This window comes from Polaromonas sp. P5_D5 (assembly GCF_054049435.1).
Genome location: NZ_JBFUMJ010000001.1, coordinates 969,800 through 988,316 on the forward strand (window position 1 = coordinate 969,800; position 18,517 = coordinate 988,316).

The 18,517-nt window shown below is 62.0% G+C and carries 13 protein-coding genes; 4 read left to right on the forward strand and 9 right to left on the reverse strand.

Features of this window, described 5'->3' with window-relative positions:
* Position 1: 1 nt before the first annotated feature.
* The 5 genes from ACXJKE_RS04835 to ACXJKE_RS04855 all read right to left on the reverse strand — a co-directional run bounded on the left by ACXJKE_RS04835 (position 2) and on the right by ACXJKE_RS04855 (position 4,695).
* Positions 2-790 carry a TerC family protein gene (locus ACXJKE_RS04835; protein WP_457279422.1) on the reverse strand — a complete coding sequence of 263 codons (789 nt, stop codon included), beginning with the start codon at positions 788-790 and terminating at the stop codon, positions 2-4.
* Between the two features lie 154 nt (positions 791-944).
* On the reverse strand, positions 945-2,111 hold the full coding sequence (locus ACXJKE_RS04840; RefSeq protein WP_457279423.1) for an AI-2E family transporter: 1,167 nt from the start codon (positions 2,109-2,111) through the stop codon (positions 945-947).
* A complete protein-coding gene (locus ACXJKE_RS04845) occupies positions 2,108-2,851 on the reverse strand; it encodes an FkbM family methyltransferase (protein WP_457279424.1) in 744 nt (247 codons plus the stop codon). Before ACXJKE_RS04845 ends, ACXJKE_RS04840 begins: the two co-directional genes overlap by 4 nt.
* A gap of 42 nt (positions 2,852-2,893) precedes the next feature.
* The gene (locus ACXJKE_RS04850) at positions 2,894-3,634 is read right to left on the reverse strand and encodes a LytR/AlgR family response regulator transcription factor (protein ID WP_457279425.1); all 741 of its coding nucleotides are present in this window, start codon (positions 3,632-3,634) and stop codon (positions 2,894-2,896) included.
* On the reverse strand, positions 3,631-4,695 hold the full coding sequence (locus tag ACXJKE_RS04855; protein WP_457279426.1) for a sensor histidine kinase: 1,065 nt from the start codon (positions 4,693-4,695) through the stop codon (positions 3,631-3,633). The genes ACXJKE_RS04850 and ACXJKE_RS04855 overlap by 4 nt, the downstream gene beginning before the upstream one ends.
* A gap of 234 nt (positions 4,696-4,929) precedes the next feature.
* Here ACXJKE_RS04855 and argH point away from each other — a divergent pair, with 234 nt between their 5' ends.
* Positions 4,930-6,348, forward strand: coding sequence for an argininosuccinate lyase (gene argH, locus ACXJKE_RS04860; RefSeq protein WP_457279427.1), 1,419 nt, complete (start codon positions 4,930-4,932; stop codon positions 6,346-6,348).
* Between the two features lie 12 nt (positions 6,349-6,360).
* Here argH and ACXJKE_RS04865 read toward each other — a convergent pair whose 3' ends face one another.
* The 3 genes from ACXJKE_RS04865 to ACXJKE_RS04875 are packed head-to-tail and all read right to left on the reverse strand — an operon-like array spanning position 6,361 to position 9,783.
* Entirely contained in the window at positions 6,361-7,782 is a 1,422-nt protein-coding gene (locus ACXJKE_RS04865; RefSeq protein ID WP_457279428.1) for an adenylosuccinate synthetase, read from the reverse strand.
* 10 nt (positions 7,783-7,792) lie between these two features.
* Positions 7,793-8,770: a VWA domain-containing protein gene (locus tag ACXJKE_RS04870; protein WP_457279429.1), complete on the reverse strand. Its 978-nt coding sequence runs from the start codon at positions 8,768-8,770 to the stop codon at positions 7,793-7,795.
* 38 nt (positions 8,771-8,808) lie between these two features.
* Positions 8,809-9,783, reverse strand: a complete 975-nt coding sequence (locus ACXJKE_RS04875; protein ID WP_457279430.1) for a lipopolysaccharide kinase InaA family protein — start codon at positions 9,781-9,783, stop codon at positions 8,809-8,811.
* 233 nt (positions 9,784-10,016) lie between these two features.
* Here ACXJKE_RS04875 and ACXJKE_RS04880 point away from each other — a divergent pair, with 233 nt between their 5' ends.
* The 3 genes from ACXJKE_RS04880 (at position 10,017) to ACXJKE_RS04890 (ending at position 13,796) form a co-directional block, all read left to right on the forward strand.
* Positions 10,017-10,676: a response regulator gene (locus tag ACXJKE_RS04880; protein WP_457279431.1), complete on the forward strand. Its 660-nt coding sequence runs from the start codon at positions 10,017-10,019 to the stop codon at positions 10,674-10,676.
* Complete coding sequence (locus tag ACXJKE_RS04885) at positions 10,673-12,094, forward strand: ATP-binding protein (RefSeq protein WP_457279432.1); 1,422 nt, start codon at positions 10,673-10,675, stop codon at positions 12,092-12,094. The genes ACXJKE_RS04880 and ACXJKE_RS04885 overlap by 4 nt, the downstream gene beginning before the upstream one ends.
* Before the next feature lie 193 nt (positions 12,095-12,287).
* A complete protein-coding gene (locus ACXJKE_RS04890) occupies positions 12,288-13,796 on the forward strand; it encodes a DegQ family serine endoprotease (protein ID WP_457279433.1) in 1,509 nt (502 codons plus the stop codon).
* Between the two features lie 62 nt (positions 13,797-13,858).
* On the opposite strand, the gene ACXJKE_RS04895 is transcribed toward ACXJKE_RS04890, so the two are convergent.
* On the reverse strand, positions 13,859-18,478 hold the full coding sequence (locus ACXJKE_RS04895) for a calcium-binding protein (protein ID WP_457279434.1): 4,620 nt from the start codon (positions 18,476-18,478) through the stop codon (positions 13,859-13,861).
* Positions 18,479-18,517: the final 39 nt, after the last annotated feature.

The following is an 18,517-nucleotide window of genomic DNA, read 5'->3' on the forward strand; positions in this document are numbered from 1 at the left end:
GTCAGGTCTTACGGCCGTCAGCGCCATCAGCCTTGTCGCCCTTATCCCCATTGGCATAGGCATTTCTCAGGTGTACCGGCTTGCTCTTTTTCTTGCGCATGCGGATGTTGAGCATTTCCACCGCCACAGAAAACGCCATGGCAAAGTACACATAGCCCTTGGGCACATGGTGGTCGAGGCCCTCAGCGATCAGCACCACACCCACGACGACAAGGAAAGACAGCGCCAGCATCTTGATGGTGGGATGGTCGGACACAAAGCGGCCGATGGCCGGAGCGAACAGCATCATCAAGCCCACCGATGCGATGACCGCGGCAATCATGACCGGCAGACTGTCCACCATGCCGACGGCGGTGATGATGGAATCCAGCGAGAACACCATGTCCACAATCATGATCTGCACGATCACAGCCGCAAACGTGGCCTTGACCCCGCTGGAGGCATGACCTTCTTCGCCCTCCATCGACTGGTGGATTTCACCGGTGCTCTTCCAGATCAGGAACAGGCCCCCGGCAATCAGGATCAGGTCGCGCCCCGAAATTTCCTCTTTCAGGATGGTGAAGAGCGGGTCCACCAGCCCGATGATCCACGACAGCACAAACAGCAAGCCAATGCGCATGAACATCGCCATAAAAAGGCCCAGGCGCCTTGCCAGCTCCTGTTTGTCCTTGGGCAGCTTGTCGACCAGGATGGAGATGAAAATAATGTTGTCAATGCCCAGCACCAGCTCCAGCGCAGTGAGCGTGGCAAAAGCAATCCACATTTGCGGATCCGTCAACAGTTCCATCATCGCGTTACCTCTTTCATTTCATTAACTAAATCAGGATCGTACGGCCAGTCTCTCATACCAGCATGAGCCGTGGAACCGGCTTTGCCGGGCCACAGGCGGGCGGCCCCCTCGGGGGGCAGGGAGCTACACGAAGTGAGCGACCGTGGGGGCCACATCAACTGCCGAGAAACTCACCAATCGGCTTCAGGTCATCGATGCGGTCGCAAATCGACTTGACAATCATCAGAATGGGAATGCCGAGCAACAGGCCCCACACCCCCCAGAGCCAGCCCCAGGCCAGCAAGCCGACGAACACCGCCACTGGACTCATGCGGCTGGCGCGACTGGTAAGCCACGGCGTCAACAGGTTGCCCACCACGGTATGAATGGCCAACGAGGCCCCCCCCACGGCCAGCGCCATGTTGAGCGAGCCAAACTGCATAAAGGCCACCAGGGCCGACGTCGCCGCCGTGACCAGAGAGCCTACGTAAGGAATCAGGTTCAGCACGGCAGCGGCAACGCCCCACACAGCGGGGTTTTCCAGCCGCAGCGCCCAGAGCGCCAGCCAGGTCAGCACCCCGACCAGCGCACTGGTCAGGAGCTGCACCTGCAGGTAGCGCTGGATCTGGTCGGTGATCTCATTGAGAGCCTGCAGCGTGATTTTTTTGCTGCTGATGCTGGAGCCCGCAAGCTTGATCAGCTTGCGCCGGAAGCTGTCGCCCGAAAGCATCAGGAAGTAGGTGAAAAAAACCACCACGGTCGCCTGGCCGATCAGTGCAATCAGCCCGATGGTGCCTGACCAGAGATAATTCTTGATGTTGAAACGGGCAGGCTCAACCACGACACGCATCGCCCCACGCGTACTGCTGGTCGCGGCGCTTTCCTGCGCGGCCTGTTCAAGCTGTGCGGCGGCTTTCTGTACGGTTTCCAGGGCGCTGTCAGACTGGTTGGTGCGCACCTTCACGGCCTGGCGGAATTTCTGTGCCGCAGCCGGCAGCGCTTCCAGCAGCTGCGCCGCTTCGTCGCTGAGCGAATACGCCGTGGTGCCGATGCTGCCCACAATCGTCAGCAACACCACGGCAGCGCTCAGCCAGCGTGGAACGCGTTTCGTTTCAAACCAGTTGACCACCGGTGAAAAAGCATAGCTGAACAGCACACCCAGCATCACCGGAATAAAGACGGCCTTGGCCCAGTGCAGTACAAACAGGCAGGCGAGACCCGCCAGTACCACGAGCGACATGCTGCGGATATCGACCGGAACCCGAACATGCAGCTGTTCAGGATCGCCCGGCACCACTGGAGGCGCCGCGCGTACGACACGCTCTGCGGGTTCTTCGGTCATATGTCTCCCGTATCCGTTTTTGTGCCGGGGCGTGCGTAACGAAATTTGCGCAATGGAAGCCCCAGGTAGTACTTACGCAGGTATTCAAACCGAGCCGGCCAGGAAAATGTGTAGGACGCTTTCGCCGGAACGTACCAGCTGTTCAAGCCGGTTCGAAGGATCAGCTGGTAGCCGTTACCGCGCATCAGGTCGTGTTTTTTATGATGGGTCACGTGATCCTCAATCAGCACCAGGCGGGGCTGCCAGCGTGCAAAGTTGAAACCGGACAACGCAACCAGTTCGTGCCCCTCGATGTCGATCGACAGGAAATCAAACCCCTCTGGCACAGCATTTCCTTCCAGGATGGCATCCAGCGTCTCGCACCGTACCTGTACCGTTGAACGGACCACGGCGCCCATGGCAATAGGCCTCGCTTCGAGCGTTGAATGGGGTCCGGCCCGATTCAAATCCAGGTACCTTCCTGCGTTTTCAGCGCTGGAACAAGCCATTTCAATGACCACGCCGGTTCGACTCCTGCGCAGCAGCTCACAACAGTCCGGGTCAGGTTCCACGAGGAGGCCCGTCCAACCCATCTGTTCCAGATGCTGCGATTGCGAATCCAGCACCGGATCGTTAGCCCCTATATCAACATAAAAGCCAGTCATGCCACCGAAGAAGTCGCGTACGAGCTGGCGCTCTACGGCAGGCTCATTGCTGAAGCGGCTGACGTGCCGCTGGATGAAATCGGCACGTGTATGCATAGACAGGATGTTGGATTGGAAGAAGCAGCAAGAGAAATGTAATCAGGCCGCGATTGCTTCCCGAACGGCGCTGAGCTGGCGCCTGGACACCGCCAGCAGTTCATCAATACCATTGAGCCGTACCGCCCAGCCCTCGCCCTCTTCTGGATCAAAATGTTTTTCCAGCGCGCGCACGGCCCGGCGCGCAATCAGTGCGTTGCGGTGAATGCGCATGAAACGGGTCGCGTGGCGCTCTTCCAGCTCGCTCAGGGAACCATCGAGTATGTAGCTGCGGGTCGCGGTACGCACAGTGATGTATTTGAGTTCGGCTTTGAAATACAGCACCTCGGCCAGTGGCACACGCTCGGTGCGGCCGCGGTCCTGGATGATGAGCGTTTCTTCCGCCACATCCGCCGTGGACGTTCGGGCAGCCTGGCCCAAACGCTCTACCTTCTGCAACGCTTGCTGCAGGCGTTCCAGGCGCACCGGCTTCGTGAGGTAGTCGACGGCCTCCAGTTCAAAGGCCTGTACGGCATGTTCGGAATGGGCCGTGACAAACACCAGGGCGGGTGGCTGTGCAAGTGAAGCAATGCTGCGTGCCAGCGCGATACCGTCAACGCCGGGCATGCGGATGTCAAGCAGCACCGCATCGAATGACTCACGCTGCAAGGCCTTCATGGCCTGAACAGCATCGGCGGCTTCAGCTGCTGCCACTGCGGCCGGGGCGGTGCAATCGCCCAGCAGGGTGCGCAGGCGCGAACGCGCCAGGGCTTCATCGTCAACTACCAATACCTTGAGCGTCATGCGGGAATCTCCAGTCGAACCTGAAATATGCCGTCCTTGAACACGGTCTTGAATTTCGCCTCGACATCATGCAGCAGCGCAAGGCGTTCGCGCACATTGGCCAGCGCCAACCCGTGGCCGCGCTCACCGGCGCCTGCGGGGGTTGAATTGGTCACCTTGATCACCACCGTGCTGCCTCGCCGGAGGGTGGATATTTTCAGCTGCGCGCCGCTGGCGCTGGGTTCCACGCCATGCCTGACGGCGTTTTCTACCAGCGGCTGCAACAGCAGCGGCGGCAGCTTGGCCTGGTCCGCTTCGGTGTCCAGGCTCCACTGCACCTGCAGCCGCTCACCAAAGCGGATCTGCTCAATGGCGAGGTAACGCTGCGCCAGCGCGATCTCCTGGCCGAGCGTCACGGATTCGGCCGGATCGGCCAGTGCATGGCGAAAAAGCTCACTCAGGTCTTCCAGCACCGCCTCGGCCTTGGCGGGCTCGGCACGCACCAGCGCAATGGCGCTGTTCAGGGTATTGAAAAGGAAATGGGGGCGAATGCGCGATTGCAGTTCGGCAAGGCGTGCCGCCGTGGCTGCCGGCGTACGCGCCTTGGCCCGCCAGAACAGCCCCGCCAGCATCATGGCGGACAGCAAGGCACCCGCCGCCGCACTGGCCCACCAGGGCACCGGCTGGAGCAGGCCCAGCAGGGCCAGCAAGCCACAGCCGTACAGCCCCGACACAACACCCAGTGCAATACCCGCCGCCCACTGGTGCGAAGGCTCCAGCCGGTTCAACTGCCCCTTCAGCGCACACACCGCAATCAGCCAGGCCAGGGTGGCGGGCAGCACACCGCCGGTGAGCAGCGAAAAGCTCAGCAGCCAGTCCAGGGGTTCGCGCGCAGCGAACATCACACACACGCCGGTCACCGCCTCTACAAAGAGCACGGCACGCAAAACCACACCCACGTGGCAAGCATCAAACATGCTGGTGCGGTTGGAAGTGCGCGGCGCCGCTTCCTCATCGCCCGGAATAAAGCTGCCCAGCAACGTGGATTCGCTGAAATTCTTCTGATCGGGCACAGGCTTCATGGACGTCGGCGGCACTTCGGTATCGTGGAAAAACGGATCGGCTGGGGCAGCGCACGGCAGGGGTTTCCCACGGGGCCCGGCACCCAGATAAAATCATTGGGAAGAGTATTGCACTGCCCAAGGCGATTCGGCCATGGGTTAAACACTATTTAGGCCCGGCCGGCTGCGCAACTGCCCGAAATGGCGTGCTTTACCCCACAGACCGGCCAGTGACTGCCTCAAAGAAAGCCCGACGTGAATCAATTCGACAAAAAGTCCCAAGCCTGGTCCGCCCTTTTTTCCGAACCCATGAGCGACCTGGTGAAGCGTTACACGTCCAGCGTGTTTTTTGACAAGCGCCTGTGGCAAGCCGACATTGCCGGTTCACTCGCTCACGCCGAAATGCTGGCAGCGCAAAAGATCATTCCCGCCGCCGACTACGCCGACATCCAGAAAGGCATGACGCAAATCACGTCCGAAATCGACTCCGGCGCTTTTGAGTGGAAGCTGGATCTCGAAGACGTGCACTTCAACATCGAAGCGCGCCTGACCCAGCTTGTGGGCGACGCCGGCAAGCGCCTGCACACCGGCCGCAGCCGCAACGACCAGGTCGCCACCGATGTGCGCCTCTGGCTGCGCAGTGAGATCGACCTGATCGGCGGGCTGCTGACCGACCTGCAAAAAGCGCTGGTTGACATCGCCGAGAAAAATGTCGAAGTCATCCTGCCCGGCTTCACCCACCTGCAGGTGGCCCAGCCGGTGAGTTTTGGCCACCATATGCTGGCCTATGTGGAAATGTTCAGCCGCGACGCCGAGCGCATGCTGGAGATCAGGAAGCGCGTGAACCGCCTGCCGCTGGGTGCTGCAGCGCTGGCCGGCACCAGTTACCCGCTGGACCGCGAACGCGTGGCCAAAACGCTGGGCATGGTCGACGAAAGCGGCCAACCGCAGGTATGCCAGAACAGCCTGGACGCCGTGAGCGACCGTGACTTCGCAATTGAGTTCACGGCGGCCGCGTCGCTCGCCATGGTGCACATCAGCCGCATGAGCGAAGAGCTGATCTTGTGGATGAGCCAGAACTTCGGCTTCATCCACATTCCCGACCGCTTCACCACCGGCTCGTCCATCATGCCGCAGAAGAAAAACCCCGACGTGCCCGAACTGGCGCGCGGCAAGACCGGCCGCGTGGTCGGCCACCTGATGGGCCTGATCACCCTGATGAAGGGCCAGCCCCTGGCCTACAACAAGGACAACCAGGAAGACAAGGAGCCGCTGTTCGACACCGTCGACACGCTCAAGGACACGCTGCGCATCTTTGCCGAGATGGTGGCCGGCATCACCGTCAAGCCCGAAGCCATGGAAAAGGCCGCGCTGCGCGGCTACGCCACCGCCACCGACCTGGCCGACTATCTGGTGAAAAAAGGCCTGCCCTTCCGCGATGCCCACGAAACCGTGGCCCACGCCGTCAAAGCCGCCACCACCCATGCGGTGGACCTGTCCGAGTTGCCGCTGGCTGTGCTGCAGGAATTCAACCCCAACATCGAAAAAGACGTCTACGACTGCTTGAGCCTGCGCGGCTCGTTGAACGCCCGCAACATCCTGGGTGGCACTGCGCCGGCACAAGTCAAGGCCCAGATCACGCGGCACCGGGCGCGGCTGGCCTCGCTCTCCTGACCCCTGGACGCGCTAGGTGCCGGTCATGGCGCGAACCGCGCTGAAGCTCGGCCCAAAGCCGCCGTACAGAACCGGGCAGGCAGCGAGCGCCTGAAAACGCGCCACCAATGCCGACGCCGAGCGCAGCGGCTGGCCTTCATACACCGGCTGCGCTCTCGCCAGCAAAGCTGTCAGCCTCGACTGGTGCTGCAGGTCATGCCCGTTGCCGGGCAGCAGACGCTCAACCAGCCCGCTGCCACGTTCACGGCCTTCCCCATGAGCGATTCTTTGGCATAACAGGGCGTCGCCAGCCTCGGGCGCCGCTTCGTACGCGGTGCACAGGTTCACGCCCCCGCCAGGCAAGCCGGCGTCAAATACGTCCAGGTGACTCAATAGCAGGCCATCGAGCTTTCCAGTGATCTCCAGCGCATAACGCAGCAGCACCGCATCGGCGTGCCCCCTGCGAAAACGCCCTTGCCAGCCGTCACCCGTGTTGTGGGGCTCCACCAGCACATCGAGCGCAGCATCAAACGTGGGCAGGGGTCCGTTGCCGTGCCTTGTGAGATAGCTTCGCAAGATGCCCAGGTGCATGATGGGGCCGGTCAGCCCCAAATCGGCGACCACCGACTCTACCGAGGCGGGATGGATGCTGCTCCAGGTCGTATGCGGATGAAAGCCATGCCATTCATCCAGCAGAACACCTTGTGCGCCTTCAAAGAGCACGGTGCCGCATCCCTGGAGTTCCCGGGCGATCTCCGGGCTCTGCGTGGGTTTGCATTGCCGGGCCAGTTCTGCCACGGAGGCGAGCCATCGGGCGGACACACTGGCATCTCTCAGCAGACCTTGCTCTTGCTGCCACGCGGCTGGCTGCGTAGCCGAGCCGGCCGACGCGTCAAACCCGGCCAGCAGGCGCCGCCGGATGGCTTCGAGCTTGTCGTGCGCGCGGGCTGGCGCCAGCAAGTCGCCATAGCACAGCACTTCGCCCGGATGCGCCAGCGCGTGGCGCACGGTTTCCCCCACGCCCACCCCGCAGGTTCCGTGGCTGGCCGCGCCGCGCCGTAATTCGCGCAGCCGGCCGGCCGCCTGGTGAAACGGTGTGTTGATGCGACAGCGCGCGTCGATGCGCAAACGCGCGAGCGCGTCCGGAATTCCGAGTGCCTGCAACGCGGCATGCTCGACCAGCAAGGCCGTCGGGTGCACCACGACCGGGCTGGCCAGGACGCTCAACACGCCCGGCACCAGGGTGCCCGCGCAAAACTGGGAAAAGGTATGGTGCCGGCCGTCGGGCAGGACCACGTTGTGGCCCGCCTGCGCGCCGCCGTTAAAACGCACTACCGCCCCGGCCTGCCATTGGCGGCACAGGAAATCGGTGAACAGCCCCTTGCCGCAGTCGCCAAAGCCAAGGCCAAGCAGCGACACCAGCCGGGACGGGGCCGCGCCACGGCCGTTCAGCACACCCGCCCGCTCAACCGAAAAGGCGCCGCCACCAGCCCGACCTGACCGGCGCCGCGCCGGTCGCCTGCGCATGCAGGTGACGAATGCAGGACGGATCCAGGTGAGCAGCATAGGCATCCAGGCAACGCAAGACCGAGCCCGTGCGCTCGGGCGTGGCGCCGCTGGCCTTGAGGACGCGCGCCACGGCGCCCAAATCCGGCAAGGCACGCTCCGTCAGCCCGACGATGGCCGCCGCGACTGCGCATGCGTCTTCGGGAGACTCCATACAGATGACGTTTTCTCCGAGCAACTCGCGCCAGCGCTTTTCGCAGTTGCGCCGGCGCTCCAGGTCGGGGATCAGGAAAAAAAGGTGGTAGTTTTCGGCGGCTGCCGCAATGACTTCCTCGATCGGGATGTCTTCATCCAGTTTTTCAGAGAAAAGGGCCTCCACCTGGTGCCGTGACACGGCCGGATAGGGAAGCTCGTCACCGGTCATGAACAGGTAGCCGCGCTTTTTTCGCTTGGCCCAGCAGTCCAGGTCGGTGTGCTGGGCAACGGTGTAGAAAGCCAGCTCGTAGCTTTCACTGCCCGAGCCGCCACCGCCTCCCTCCAGATAGCTCCAGGTCAGCCATTGGTCCATCAACTCGGCGGTGGATTCAAACTGACCCACCTGCAGCGGCGCCCGGTCAGATGTGGCGTCACCGATGGCCATGAACATCAGCTGCGGATCGGGGATGTTGCAATCGCCCAGCAGCTTCATGAACGTCGGCAGCTCCTGCTGCGCCAGGATGCGGGGGATGTCTCCCATCGAGCCGGTAACGTCCAGTGCGAACACGACGGCCAGCGACGCCGGGTGGTCGGCACTGTCGCGCGACTCCCGGACCTTGAGCCCGCGCGGGTCCATCAGCGCGTGGCAGGCCCGTTGGGTAAAGACCTCGGTGTGTGGGCTGGCAGATCGGTTGGCCACCATGGCCGCATGTGCAGCGTATGAATAATTTCCGTGTCCCATGAAGTCGGCTCCTCTTTTGGTAATTCAGTAATTCTGATTCAGTGCAGGGCGGACGCTGCAGTCGGGTGAAAAACGACAAAACGCGACACGCCAAAAGACTGCTCGGCCGCCTGGCCCAGTTGCGCCAGCAACCCGCGCGCGCCATGCTGTGCGCACCAACGGGCATCTTCGCTGCCAGCCAGCAATAGCGCGGCCAGCGGCGCAGGGGTGGTTGCGGGCAGAGACGGCGGATGCTCGCCGCTGCCGGCCTGGCCGCTCAACAGCATGCGTATGCTCCACGCCAGCTGCATCAGGTCCTGCACCGCCCCATGCCCGCCATGCCGCGCCCGCGCCCAGCCAATCATCTGGACGCCATGGTTGCGCGGGTGCACGAGCAAATGCTCCGGGCACAGGTCGCCATGCTGCCAGCTGTTGTCATGAAGATAGGCCAGTACCTCCAGCACACGCCGCCACATCCAGACGGCATGGCGGGCGTCCACGCCCGTTGGATGCCCACGCATGACGTCGGCAAGGCTGCCCCAGAATCCCGTGGGATGCCTGAGCGCCAGCGCATGCCGCTCGGGCGACGTGCCGTCCCGCGCGGTGCCTGAAGCAACGAGCTGCGGCAGGCGCTGGCTGAAGTAAGCCGAGCCTGCTGTTTTAAGCCCCTGCAATTGCCTGACGGTCTCCGCCTCTTGCTGCAGCACGGCGGTTGCGCCGTCGGTGCGCGCCAGCTTGAGCGTCACGCGCTCGCCGAAAGGATGCACGCGCTGCGCGAGAAAGACCTGCGACGACTCGCCGCCGCCCAGGCCGGCCAGCAGCCCATATTGCCGTTCGCCGACGGACACCATGCGCGCCGGGAGATCGACCGCCTGGTGCACCCGCAGCCAGGCTTCGTGAAACGAGGCGGCACGGATGGTTTCTGCGCCGCGGCTGACGGTGGCCCCGCAGTAGCTGCAGGTGACCGTGCGCCAATAAGCCGCACGCGGCAGCGGCGCGGCGCATTGGGGACACATCAGGCTGACAAAGGGCATGGTGTAAACGTCATGTTGAACAAGGCGCCTGCCAGGGCAGTCACGGCTGCCGGAGTATGGCATGACCCCGGGGGGCACTTGCGCTCCTCGCCGCGGTATGGCGGCTTTGCCTTTTCGTTTAAGGCTGACATAAGCCTTGGCCAGGCATTGGCCGGATAATCCGGCCAATGGCCCCCAATGGCCCACCAGCTTGCGGGCTCCCCGGCAATTTCTCCAAAACCGTACATCTTCCAATGCGATTACTGCTCGTTGAAGACGACGCCATGATCGGCGAGACCGTGCTGCAGGTGCTGCGCGGTGAGCACTATGCCGTCGACTGGGTGCGTGACGGCCGCATGGCCGACGAGGCCCTGAACAGCGAACAGTACGACCTGGTGCTGCTGGACCTCGGCCTGCCCAAGCGTGACGGCCTGGAAGTGCTGCGCGCTTTGCGGGCTCGCCGCAACACCACCCCGGTGATGGTGGCCACGGCGCGCGATGCGGTCGGCGACCGCATCGCCGGGCTGGATGCCGGCGCCGACGACTACGTCGTCAAACCCTATGACACCGACGAACTGCTGGCACGCATTCGCGCGCTGATACGGCGCAGTGCGGGCCGGGCCGAACCGGCGTTTGAACACAAGGGCGTGAGCCTGAACCCCGCCACGCGCGAAGCCAGCCTCAATGGCCAGCCGGTGTCGCTCTCGGCACGCGAATGGGCGGTGCTCGAACCCTTGCTGGCACGCCCGGGCGTGGTGCTGTCACGCGCGCAGCTTGAGGAAAAGCTCTTCAGCTGGAAAGACGACATCAGCAGCAACGCCGTCGAGGTCTACATCCACGGCGTCCGTAAAAAACTTGGGAACGACGTGATCCAGACCGTGCGCGGCCTGGGCTATCTGGTGCCCAAGCAATGATCGAAGCTGTGAAAAAATCGGCAACGCATTCTTTGAGGAGGCGCCTACTCTGGTTCATATTGGCGGCAATTTTTCTGGCGGCCCTGCTGCAGGCGGCCACGGCCTACCGCGGCGCCTTGCAGCAGGCCGACGCGATGTTCGACGACCATTTGCAGCAAATGGCGCGCTCCCTGCGCAGCGGCATTCCACTCAACATTCCTCTGGACGAAGCCGATGAGGACGACCGCTTCGAGGTGTATGTGCAGATCTGGGGCCAGGACGGCACACAGATTTTCCGTTCCACCCGCTCGGCGCTTCCGCCGCGCGCAGTGCTCGGCTTTTCAGACGTCGAAGCGCACGGCAACCGGTACCGCGTCTACACCTTGCAGACAGCGCTGCAAACCGTGCAGATTGCGCAGGACCTGGACGCCCGCTCGGCGCGCGCCCGCACGCTGGCCGTGCGCGCCGTGCTGCCCTTTGCCTATCTCACACCGCTGCTGATGCTGGCCGTGTGGTGGGTCATCAGCCGATCGCTGGCGCCCATCGAGCATGCACGGCGGCAGGTGGCCGGGCGCCCGGCCGACGATTTGTCGCCGCTGGCCGACGACGGTTTGCCTGACGAAGTGCGGCCGCTGGTTGAAGAGCTGAACCTGCTGTTTGGCCGGGTGCGCGGCGCTTTCGAGGCGCAGCGGCATTTTGTGGCTGATGCAGCACACGAGCTGCGCTCGCCGCTGACGGCGCTCAAGCTGCAGGCGCAGGCCCTTCGCCGAAACGACGAAGAGCCTGCCGTGCGGGAGGCCGCCATCGGCCGGTTGAACCAGGGCATCGACCGGGCGATACGGCTGGCCGAGCAGCTGCTGGTGCTGGCCCGCGAGGAAACCGCTGGCACGGCACAAGCCGAAGCCGATTCAGGCCAGGCACCTGCCTCTGCCGCCCTGGTGGACCTGCGCGATGTGGTGAAGCTGGCCGTGGCCGATGTGTTGCCCCATGCGGGCCACAGGCAAATTGACCTGGGCCTGGCCGGCAGCGAGCCGCTGCAGCCTGTGCAGGTGAAAGGCCAAGGCGAGGCCCTGCGCATCCTGCTGCGCAACCTGCTGGACAACGCCGTCAAGTACACGCCGGTGGCGGGCCGGGTCGATGTGTCGCTGGACCTGCAGGACGGCCAGCCGACGCTGACCGTGGAAGACAGCGGCCCGGGCATCGCCGCGGAAGACCGTCACCGCGTGTTTGACCGCTTCTTTCGCGCCGCCAGCGTCACGGACACGGCGGGTGGGTCGTCTGGATCAGCGATATCTCCCGAAACCGGCAGCGGCCTCGGATTGGCCATCGTCAAGGTGATTGCCGAGCGGCACGGCGCGACGCTACAGCTCGGCACATCGGAGTCCCTGGGCGGGCTGCGGGTTGAAGTCCGCTTTTCGGCGGATGAAACCACCGGCTAGCAGCCATCATTTGCTACCATTTTTATAGCTGCTCGCGCAGTTCTATTGCGGGCTACAGCCACTTTTTGTCAAAATTCACGCCCGCAGCGCTGCCCTTCCTGCGTCGCGCAAATTTAAGCCCCGCCTAAGGCTGCCACCCCATAGTTGTACGCATCGGCACCGGTGTGTGCCCTCAACGCAAGGAAGCCCATCCATGAAATCTGAAGCATTGAAAAATACCCGGCTTGTCGCTGCACTTCTGGCTGCAGGTGCCATAGGCGGCGCCGGCGTTAGTGCACTCAACGCCGTGCACCCTGCCGCCACGGCGGCCGTCCCTCCGGCCATTACCGCCGGCACCCCAACCTCGGTGCCCATGGCCCTGCCCGACTTCTCGCAGATCACCGAACGCTACGGCCCGGCGGTCGTCAACATCAGCGTGACCGGCACCACCAAAGTACGAAACGACTCCCCGATGGCACAGGACGACGGCGATGACGACGACACGCCCTCCGGTGATCCGTTCTTCGAATTCTTCAAACGCTTCCAGCAGGGCCCGGGCGCCCGTGGCGGCCGCGGCGGCCAGCAGCAGGAAATGCCCACACGCGGCCAGGGTTCGGGCTTCATCGTCAGCCCTGACGGCATCATCCTGACCAACGCCCACGTGGTGCGCGATGCAAAAGAGGTCACCGTCAAGCTGACCGACCGGCGCGAGTACCGCGCCAAGGTACTGGGCGCCGACCCCAAGACCGACGTGGCGGTGCTGCGCATTGACGCCAAAAACCTGCCCGTGGTGACGCTCGGCAAGATCAGCGAGCTCAAGGTCGGCGAATGGGTGCTGGCCATCGGCTCGCCCTTCGGGTTTGAAAACACCGTGACCGCCGGCGTGGTCAGCGCCAAGGGCCGTTCGCTGCCTGACGACAGCGCCGTGCCTTTCATCCAGACCGACGTGGCGGTCAACCCGGGCAACTCGGGTGGCCCGCTGTTCAACGCACGCGGCGAAGTCGTGGGCATTAACTCGCAGATCTATACCCGCAGCGGCGGCTACCAGGGCGTGTCGTTCGCCATCCCGGTCGACGTGGCTGTCCGGATCAAGAACCAGATCGTGGCGACCGGCAAGGTTGAACATGCTCGCCTGGGGGTAGCGGTGCAAGAGGTCAACCAGTCCTTTGCCGATTCCTTCAAGCTGGACAAGCCCGAAGGCGCGCTGGTTTCGAGTGTGGAAAAGGGCGGCCCGGCAGACAAGGCCGGGCTGCAGTCGGGTGACGTGATCCGCGGCGTGAACGGCCAGCCCATCGTCTCCTCGGGCGACCTGCCCGCGCTGATCGGCCTGGCAGCGCCCGGCGACAGCATCCAGCTGGACATCTGGCGGCAGGGAGCCGCCAAGGTGGTCACTGCCAGGCTGGCCAATGCCGACGAAAAGACGGCCCAGGCCGCCGCCAAAAAAGACACGCCCAACCAGGGCAAGCTGGGCCTGGCGCTGCGTCCGCTGCAGCCCGATGAAAAGCAGGAAGCCGGCGTGGACAACGGCCTGGTGGTGCAGCAGGCCAGCGGCCCGGCGGCACTGGCCGGAGTGCAGGCCGGTGATGTATTGCTGTCCATCAACGGCGTTCCGGTGAAAAATATCGACCAGGTGCGCGCCACCGTGGCCAAAGCAGAGAAATCCGTGGCGCTTCTGATACAGCGGGGCGACAGCAAAATTTTTGTGCCGGTGAATTTCGGGTAGTTGAAGCACGCGGCCCCTGGGTCGGGCATCCAGGGGCTGCAGGCAGGTTTAGCCGATGAACACTATTGCCAATTCGCCGCAATGACAGGCTGCAAGCTGGCCTGATAAGAGGCAGGCAAAGAGGTTTCCCCCGCAGCCGGTGGTGCAAAGGCCGCCATGGCGTCCACCAGGTTTTGCACCTGGCTGTCCAACAACACCTTTCCGTCGCCAGTCTTGAACTGCTCCACATGGTATTGGCTACCGAGGTACCAGTTATTCAGCGTGACGGTATCAGTGGTGCCGATGACGCCCACTTCAAGGTTGTTGGCCACCTGGCGCAGCCAGATCTGGTCAGCGCCAACGCCCGCACCAAAGGTCAGTGTGTCGGTATAGCCACTGTGAACACCATCGTCATTACTGACAGTGTCCTGGCCATCGCCCAGGTTGAAGATGTACTTGTTGTTGTAGTAAGACCCGGTGATCACGTCGTTGCCGGCGCCGCCGATGAAGGTCACGTCACTTCCTGCCCAGAAGCCATTGAGGCTGTCATTGCCATCCCCGCCATCGAGCGTGTCGTTGGTATCACCATACAGAGTGTCGTTGCCGCCAGCGCCGTGCAGAATATCCACATACACCCCGGAGCCGCTGATAACGTCGTTACCGCTGGTGCCAAACACCTCCAGCGCGGCAGTGGTCAAGGCTGGAGCGCTCCAGATCGTGCCATCGGCAAACTTGATCTGCTCGATCTGGAATCCGCCTGCTGTGTCATAGAACCAGTTCTGCACTGTGATCTGATCGGTACTGCCTGTAACCTTGAACACCATGTCAATACCGGAACGCGTGGCCGTCACGTTGGCCGGATCAATGCCCGCACCAAAGATCAATGTGTCGGTATAGCCACTGTGGACACCGTCGTAATTGCTGACAGTGTCCTGGCCATCGCCCAGGTTGAAGATGTACTTGTTGTTGTAGTAAGACCCGGTGATCACGTCGTTGCCGGCGCCACCGATGAAGGTCGCGTTGCTGCCCCCCCAGTAGCCGGTCAAGGTGTCATTGCCATCCCCGCCGTCAAACGTTTCGTTATTGCCTCCACCATACAAAGCATCGTTGCCATCACCGCCATAAAGCGTGTCATTGCTGCCACCATATAAGGTATCGTTGCCACCCACGCCATACAGAAATTCTGTGTAAGCGCTATTGCCGCTGAGAACATCGTTACCGCTGGTGCCAAATATTTCCATGGTCGCAGCCGTTACAGCGGCTCCCGTCCACACCGTGCCGTCTGCAAACTCGATTCGTTCGAGCTGGCTGCCGTCTGCGACATACCAATCCTTGACTGTAATTTTGTCCAGGCCATTGGAATGACCGAGCACCAGATCATTACCAGATCGCACTGCAGTGATATCGACAACGGCTATGTCTGGGCCGAACACCAGCTTGTCGGTCACGTTGTTGTTGCTGGCCAGCTCGATGATGGTGTCCTGTCCGTCACCCAGGTTGAACTTGTAGGTGTCATTCCAGTAACTGCCGGTCATTGTGTCGTTGCCGGTACCACCCTCGAACACGTTGTCGCTGCTGTAGCTGCCCAACACCGTCATGATGTCGTTGCCGGCTCCGCCCAGCAAGGTGTCGTGCCCGCCGTAGCCACCCGTGAGTACGTCGTTACCGTCGCCACCATCAAGAACGTTGGTGCCGCCTCCTGCAGTGATGTTGTCGTTGCCACCCATGCCGCGCAGGGTGTCATCCATGACCGTGCCGGTCATGACGTCGTCCCCGGCGGTGCCGGTGACGATCAGCGCCGATGCGGTCACGGCCGCGCCTGTCCACACCGTACCGTCGGCAAACTCGATGCGCTCGAGCTGGCTCGCTACACTGGCAAACCAGTCTTTTGCGGTGACTTTATCGACCCCATTCACATGGCTGAACACCAGGTCGTTGCCTGATCGCAATGCACTGATATCGCTGGCGGCGATACCGCTGCCGAAGACCAGCTTGTCGGTGACATTGTTGTTCGTCTGCGTCTCGATGATGGTGTCCTGTCCGTCACCCAGATTGAACTTGTAGGTGTCGTTCCAGTAACTGCCGGTCATCGTGTCGTTGCCGGTGCCGCCCTCGAACACGTTGTCGCTGCTGTAGCCGCCGAACACTGTCATGGTGTCGTTGCCGGCGCCGCCCAGCAGCATGTCGCTGGCGCCGTAGCCGCCGCTGAGCACGTCGTCGCCATCACCGCCGTCCAGCACGTTGTTGCCAGCCCCGCCCGTGATGTTGTCGTTGCCACCCATACCGCGCAGGGTGTCGTTCATGACCGTGCCGGTCATGACGTCGTCACCGGCCGTGCCGGTGACGATCAGCGCCGCTGCCGTCACGGCTGCGCCCGTCCACACGGTGCCATCGGCAAACTCGATCGACTCGAGCTGGTTGCCTGCGCTGACAAACCAGTCTTTGGCCGTGACCTTGTCGACCCCATTTACGTGGCTGAACACGAGGTCGTTGCCCGAGCGCAGTGCACTGATGTCACTGACCGCAATGCCACCTCCGAAGACCAGCTTGTCGGTAATGTTGTTGTTCGTCTGCGTCTCGATGATCGTGTCTTGCCCATCGCCCAGGTTGAATCGATAGGTATCTGTCCAGTAGCTGCCGGTCATGGTGTCGTTGCCGGTACCGCCTTCGAACACGTTGTCGCTGCTGTAACTGCCCAGCACTGTCATGATGTCGTTACCGGCGCCGCCCAGCAGCGTGTCGTGCCCGCCATAGCCGCCGGTGAGTATGTCGTCGCCGTCGCCACCGTCCAGCACGTTGGTGCCGCCTGCGGCTGTGAGTGTGTCGTTGCCCGCGCCCCCATACAGGTAATCATCACCTGCGCTCCCGGTCAACGAGTTGTCGAGCGAGTTACCCAGCAAAATCGCGCCGGTGGCATTGCTTACCGCCCCAGCTTGAACACCGGCGGCGACCAATTCAATATGCTCTGCATCCAAAGCTGCCTGCAAAGCCGATGACGGACTTCCAGACCGGATAAGGCTGTCAAGGGTGCTATAGACAGACCATCCCATGCCTCGCATCTGGTCACCCGCATACTTTTGCATGTCCAGCAAGTCGAATACCGCATTCGGCGCATCGGCATTGAACCTAGACTCAAACGCCGTAGAAACCGCAGTGAAGTCGAATGTGATACCCGCCTCACTAATCACCAATTCGATGGCATCCGTATAGGGTTTGAGGCGAGTTTGCAGCACAAGCGTGTCATAAACACTGTTCTTGAGCGCTTCATAGGCTTCCTGTAACAACGCAATCTGCTGTGCAGGCGGACTGATGATGTAGTGATAAACCGCCCGCCCGTCGTATGGGTCTGTCTCCAGACGCACGGTAAAACCCGCAGGGCGCGGGCCACCGTTTTCATCGCCATAGAACCGGCTGCCGTTAAAGGCTTCGAGTATATGAATCATCTTCATATATTCAATTTCCGTCATCCCGGCAGGAAGGTTGTAAGTAATGTTGACGTTAAAACCAGCAGGCGTTTGACCAAAATAATCGGAGGTTTTCGCCCACTTGAGGACCAGTCCATCCAGCTGGTTACGTTGATCACTTCGCGTGGTGGCGGCAGCGAAGGTTTGTAATGCATCTGCAAAATCACTGTCAATACTTGCTGCGGCTCGCATGTTGCGTACCATGCCTGAGCCATCCATCTGCGGCAACGCCCGGGCCTGCTCGCTAATGGGGACAGGGTTGCCCGCCTCATCCACCACTTCAGGCGGGAACTCAGTGAAGAAGTTGTTGGTTTCGAGGTCGATCGCGCCGACGGTATGCGTCTGGCCGTTCTGAGTAAACGTGGCGCTCAAAGCTACGGTGTTGTTGTTGATGACCTGCCCCGCTTGTGGGCCCGTGCCGCTTCCGTTGACGCCAATGCTGGTGATGTTGAGCTCGGTCAGCGTCTTGAGCTCGCCGCTCTGGGTAATGCCGTCCTGATTAGCGTCTTGCCATATCTTGAGATCACCATATGCGGCATCTGCATTGGTGATGAAACCGTCGCCGTTGGCGTCCAGATCACCCAAGGCATCGAAGCCGTCAGTAGCCAGTGTGCTGTTGCTCTTAATGGTGTCTACACCAAAGAGTTCCCGGCCGGTATCTATGGTGCCGTTGCCGTTGAGGTCCCGCACCAGGAAGCCGTCATCGGGCCTGGCCCAACCAGTGCCTGTCTTGATGCCGTCGGCATTGTGGTCAAAGAGGGTAGCTCCACTGGCGCCTGCCAGCTCCAGACCGTCGCCGTCCAGGTCCAGGACTAGAGGGTCACGGCTAACGACAAATTTACGGGCCTCCACGAACTTCTTGTTTGTGGGTGGGTCAATGTCGTCCAGAATTCCGTCAATTTGACGTTGCCTGTCTCGTATAGCCTCAGCCGCTTGCCCGATGCCGCCCCCAAATCTGCCAGCAATATCATCAACAGACACATGACCGCTACCGGATGATCCATCAGTTTCCTGTCCGCCCACCTTAACGGACTGGGTCCAATCGTAATTTAAGCCCCCTGCGGGATCGGCCGTTACCGTGATTCTTTGCGACGCATCGACTATGCCGTTGTTCGCCTTGGCTTGCACATAGAAAGAACTGTTCCCCTGAGCATCAATATGCTGGCCAATCGTGAACGGCCCTCTTGTATACGATATGTCGATCGCACCATCACCGTCTTCCGTGAACGTAATGCCCAAGGCGCTTCCAGAGGCCGTGTGCGTATTAAAGTTATATGA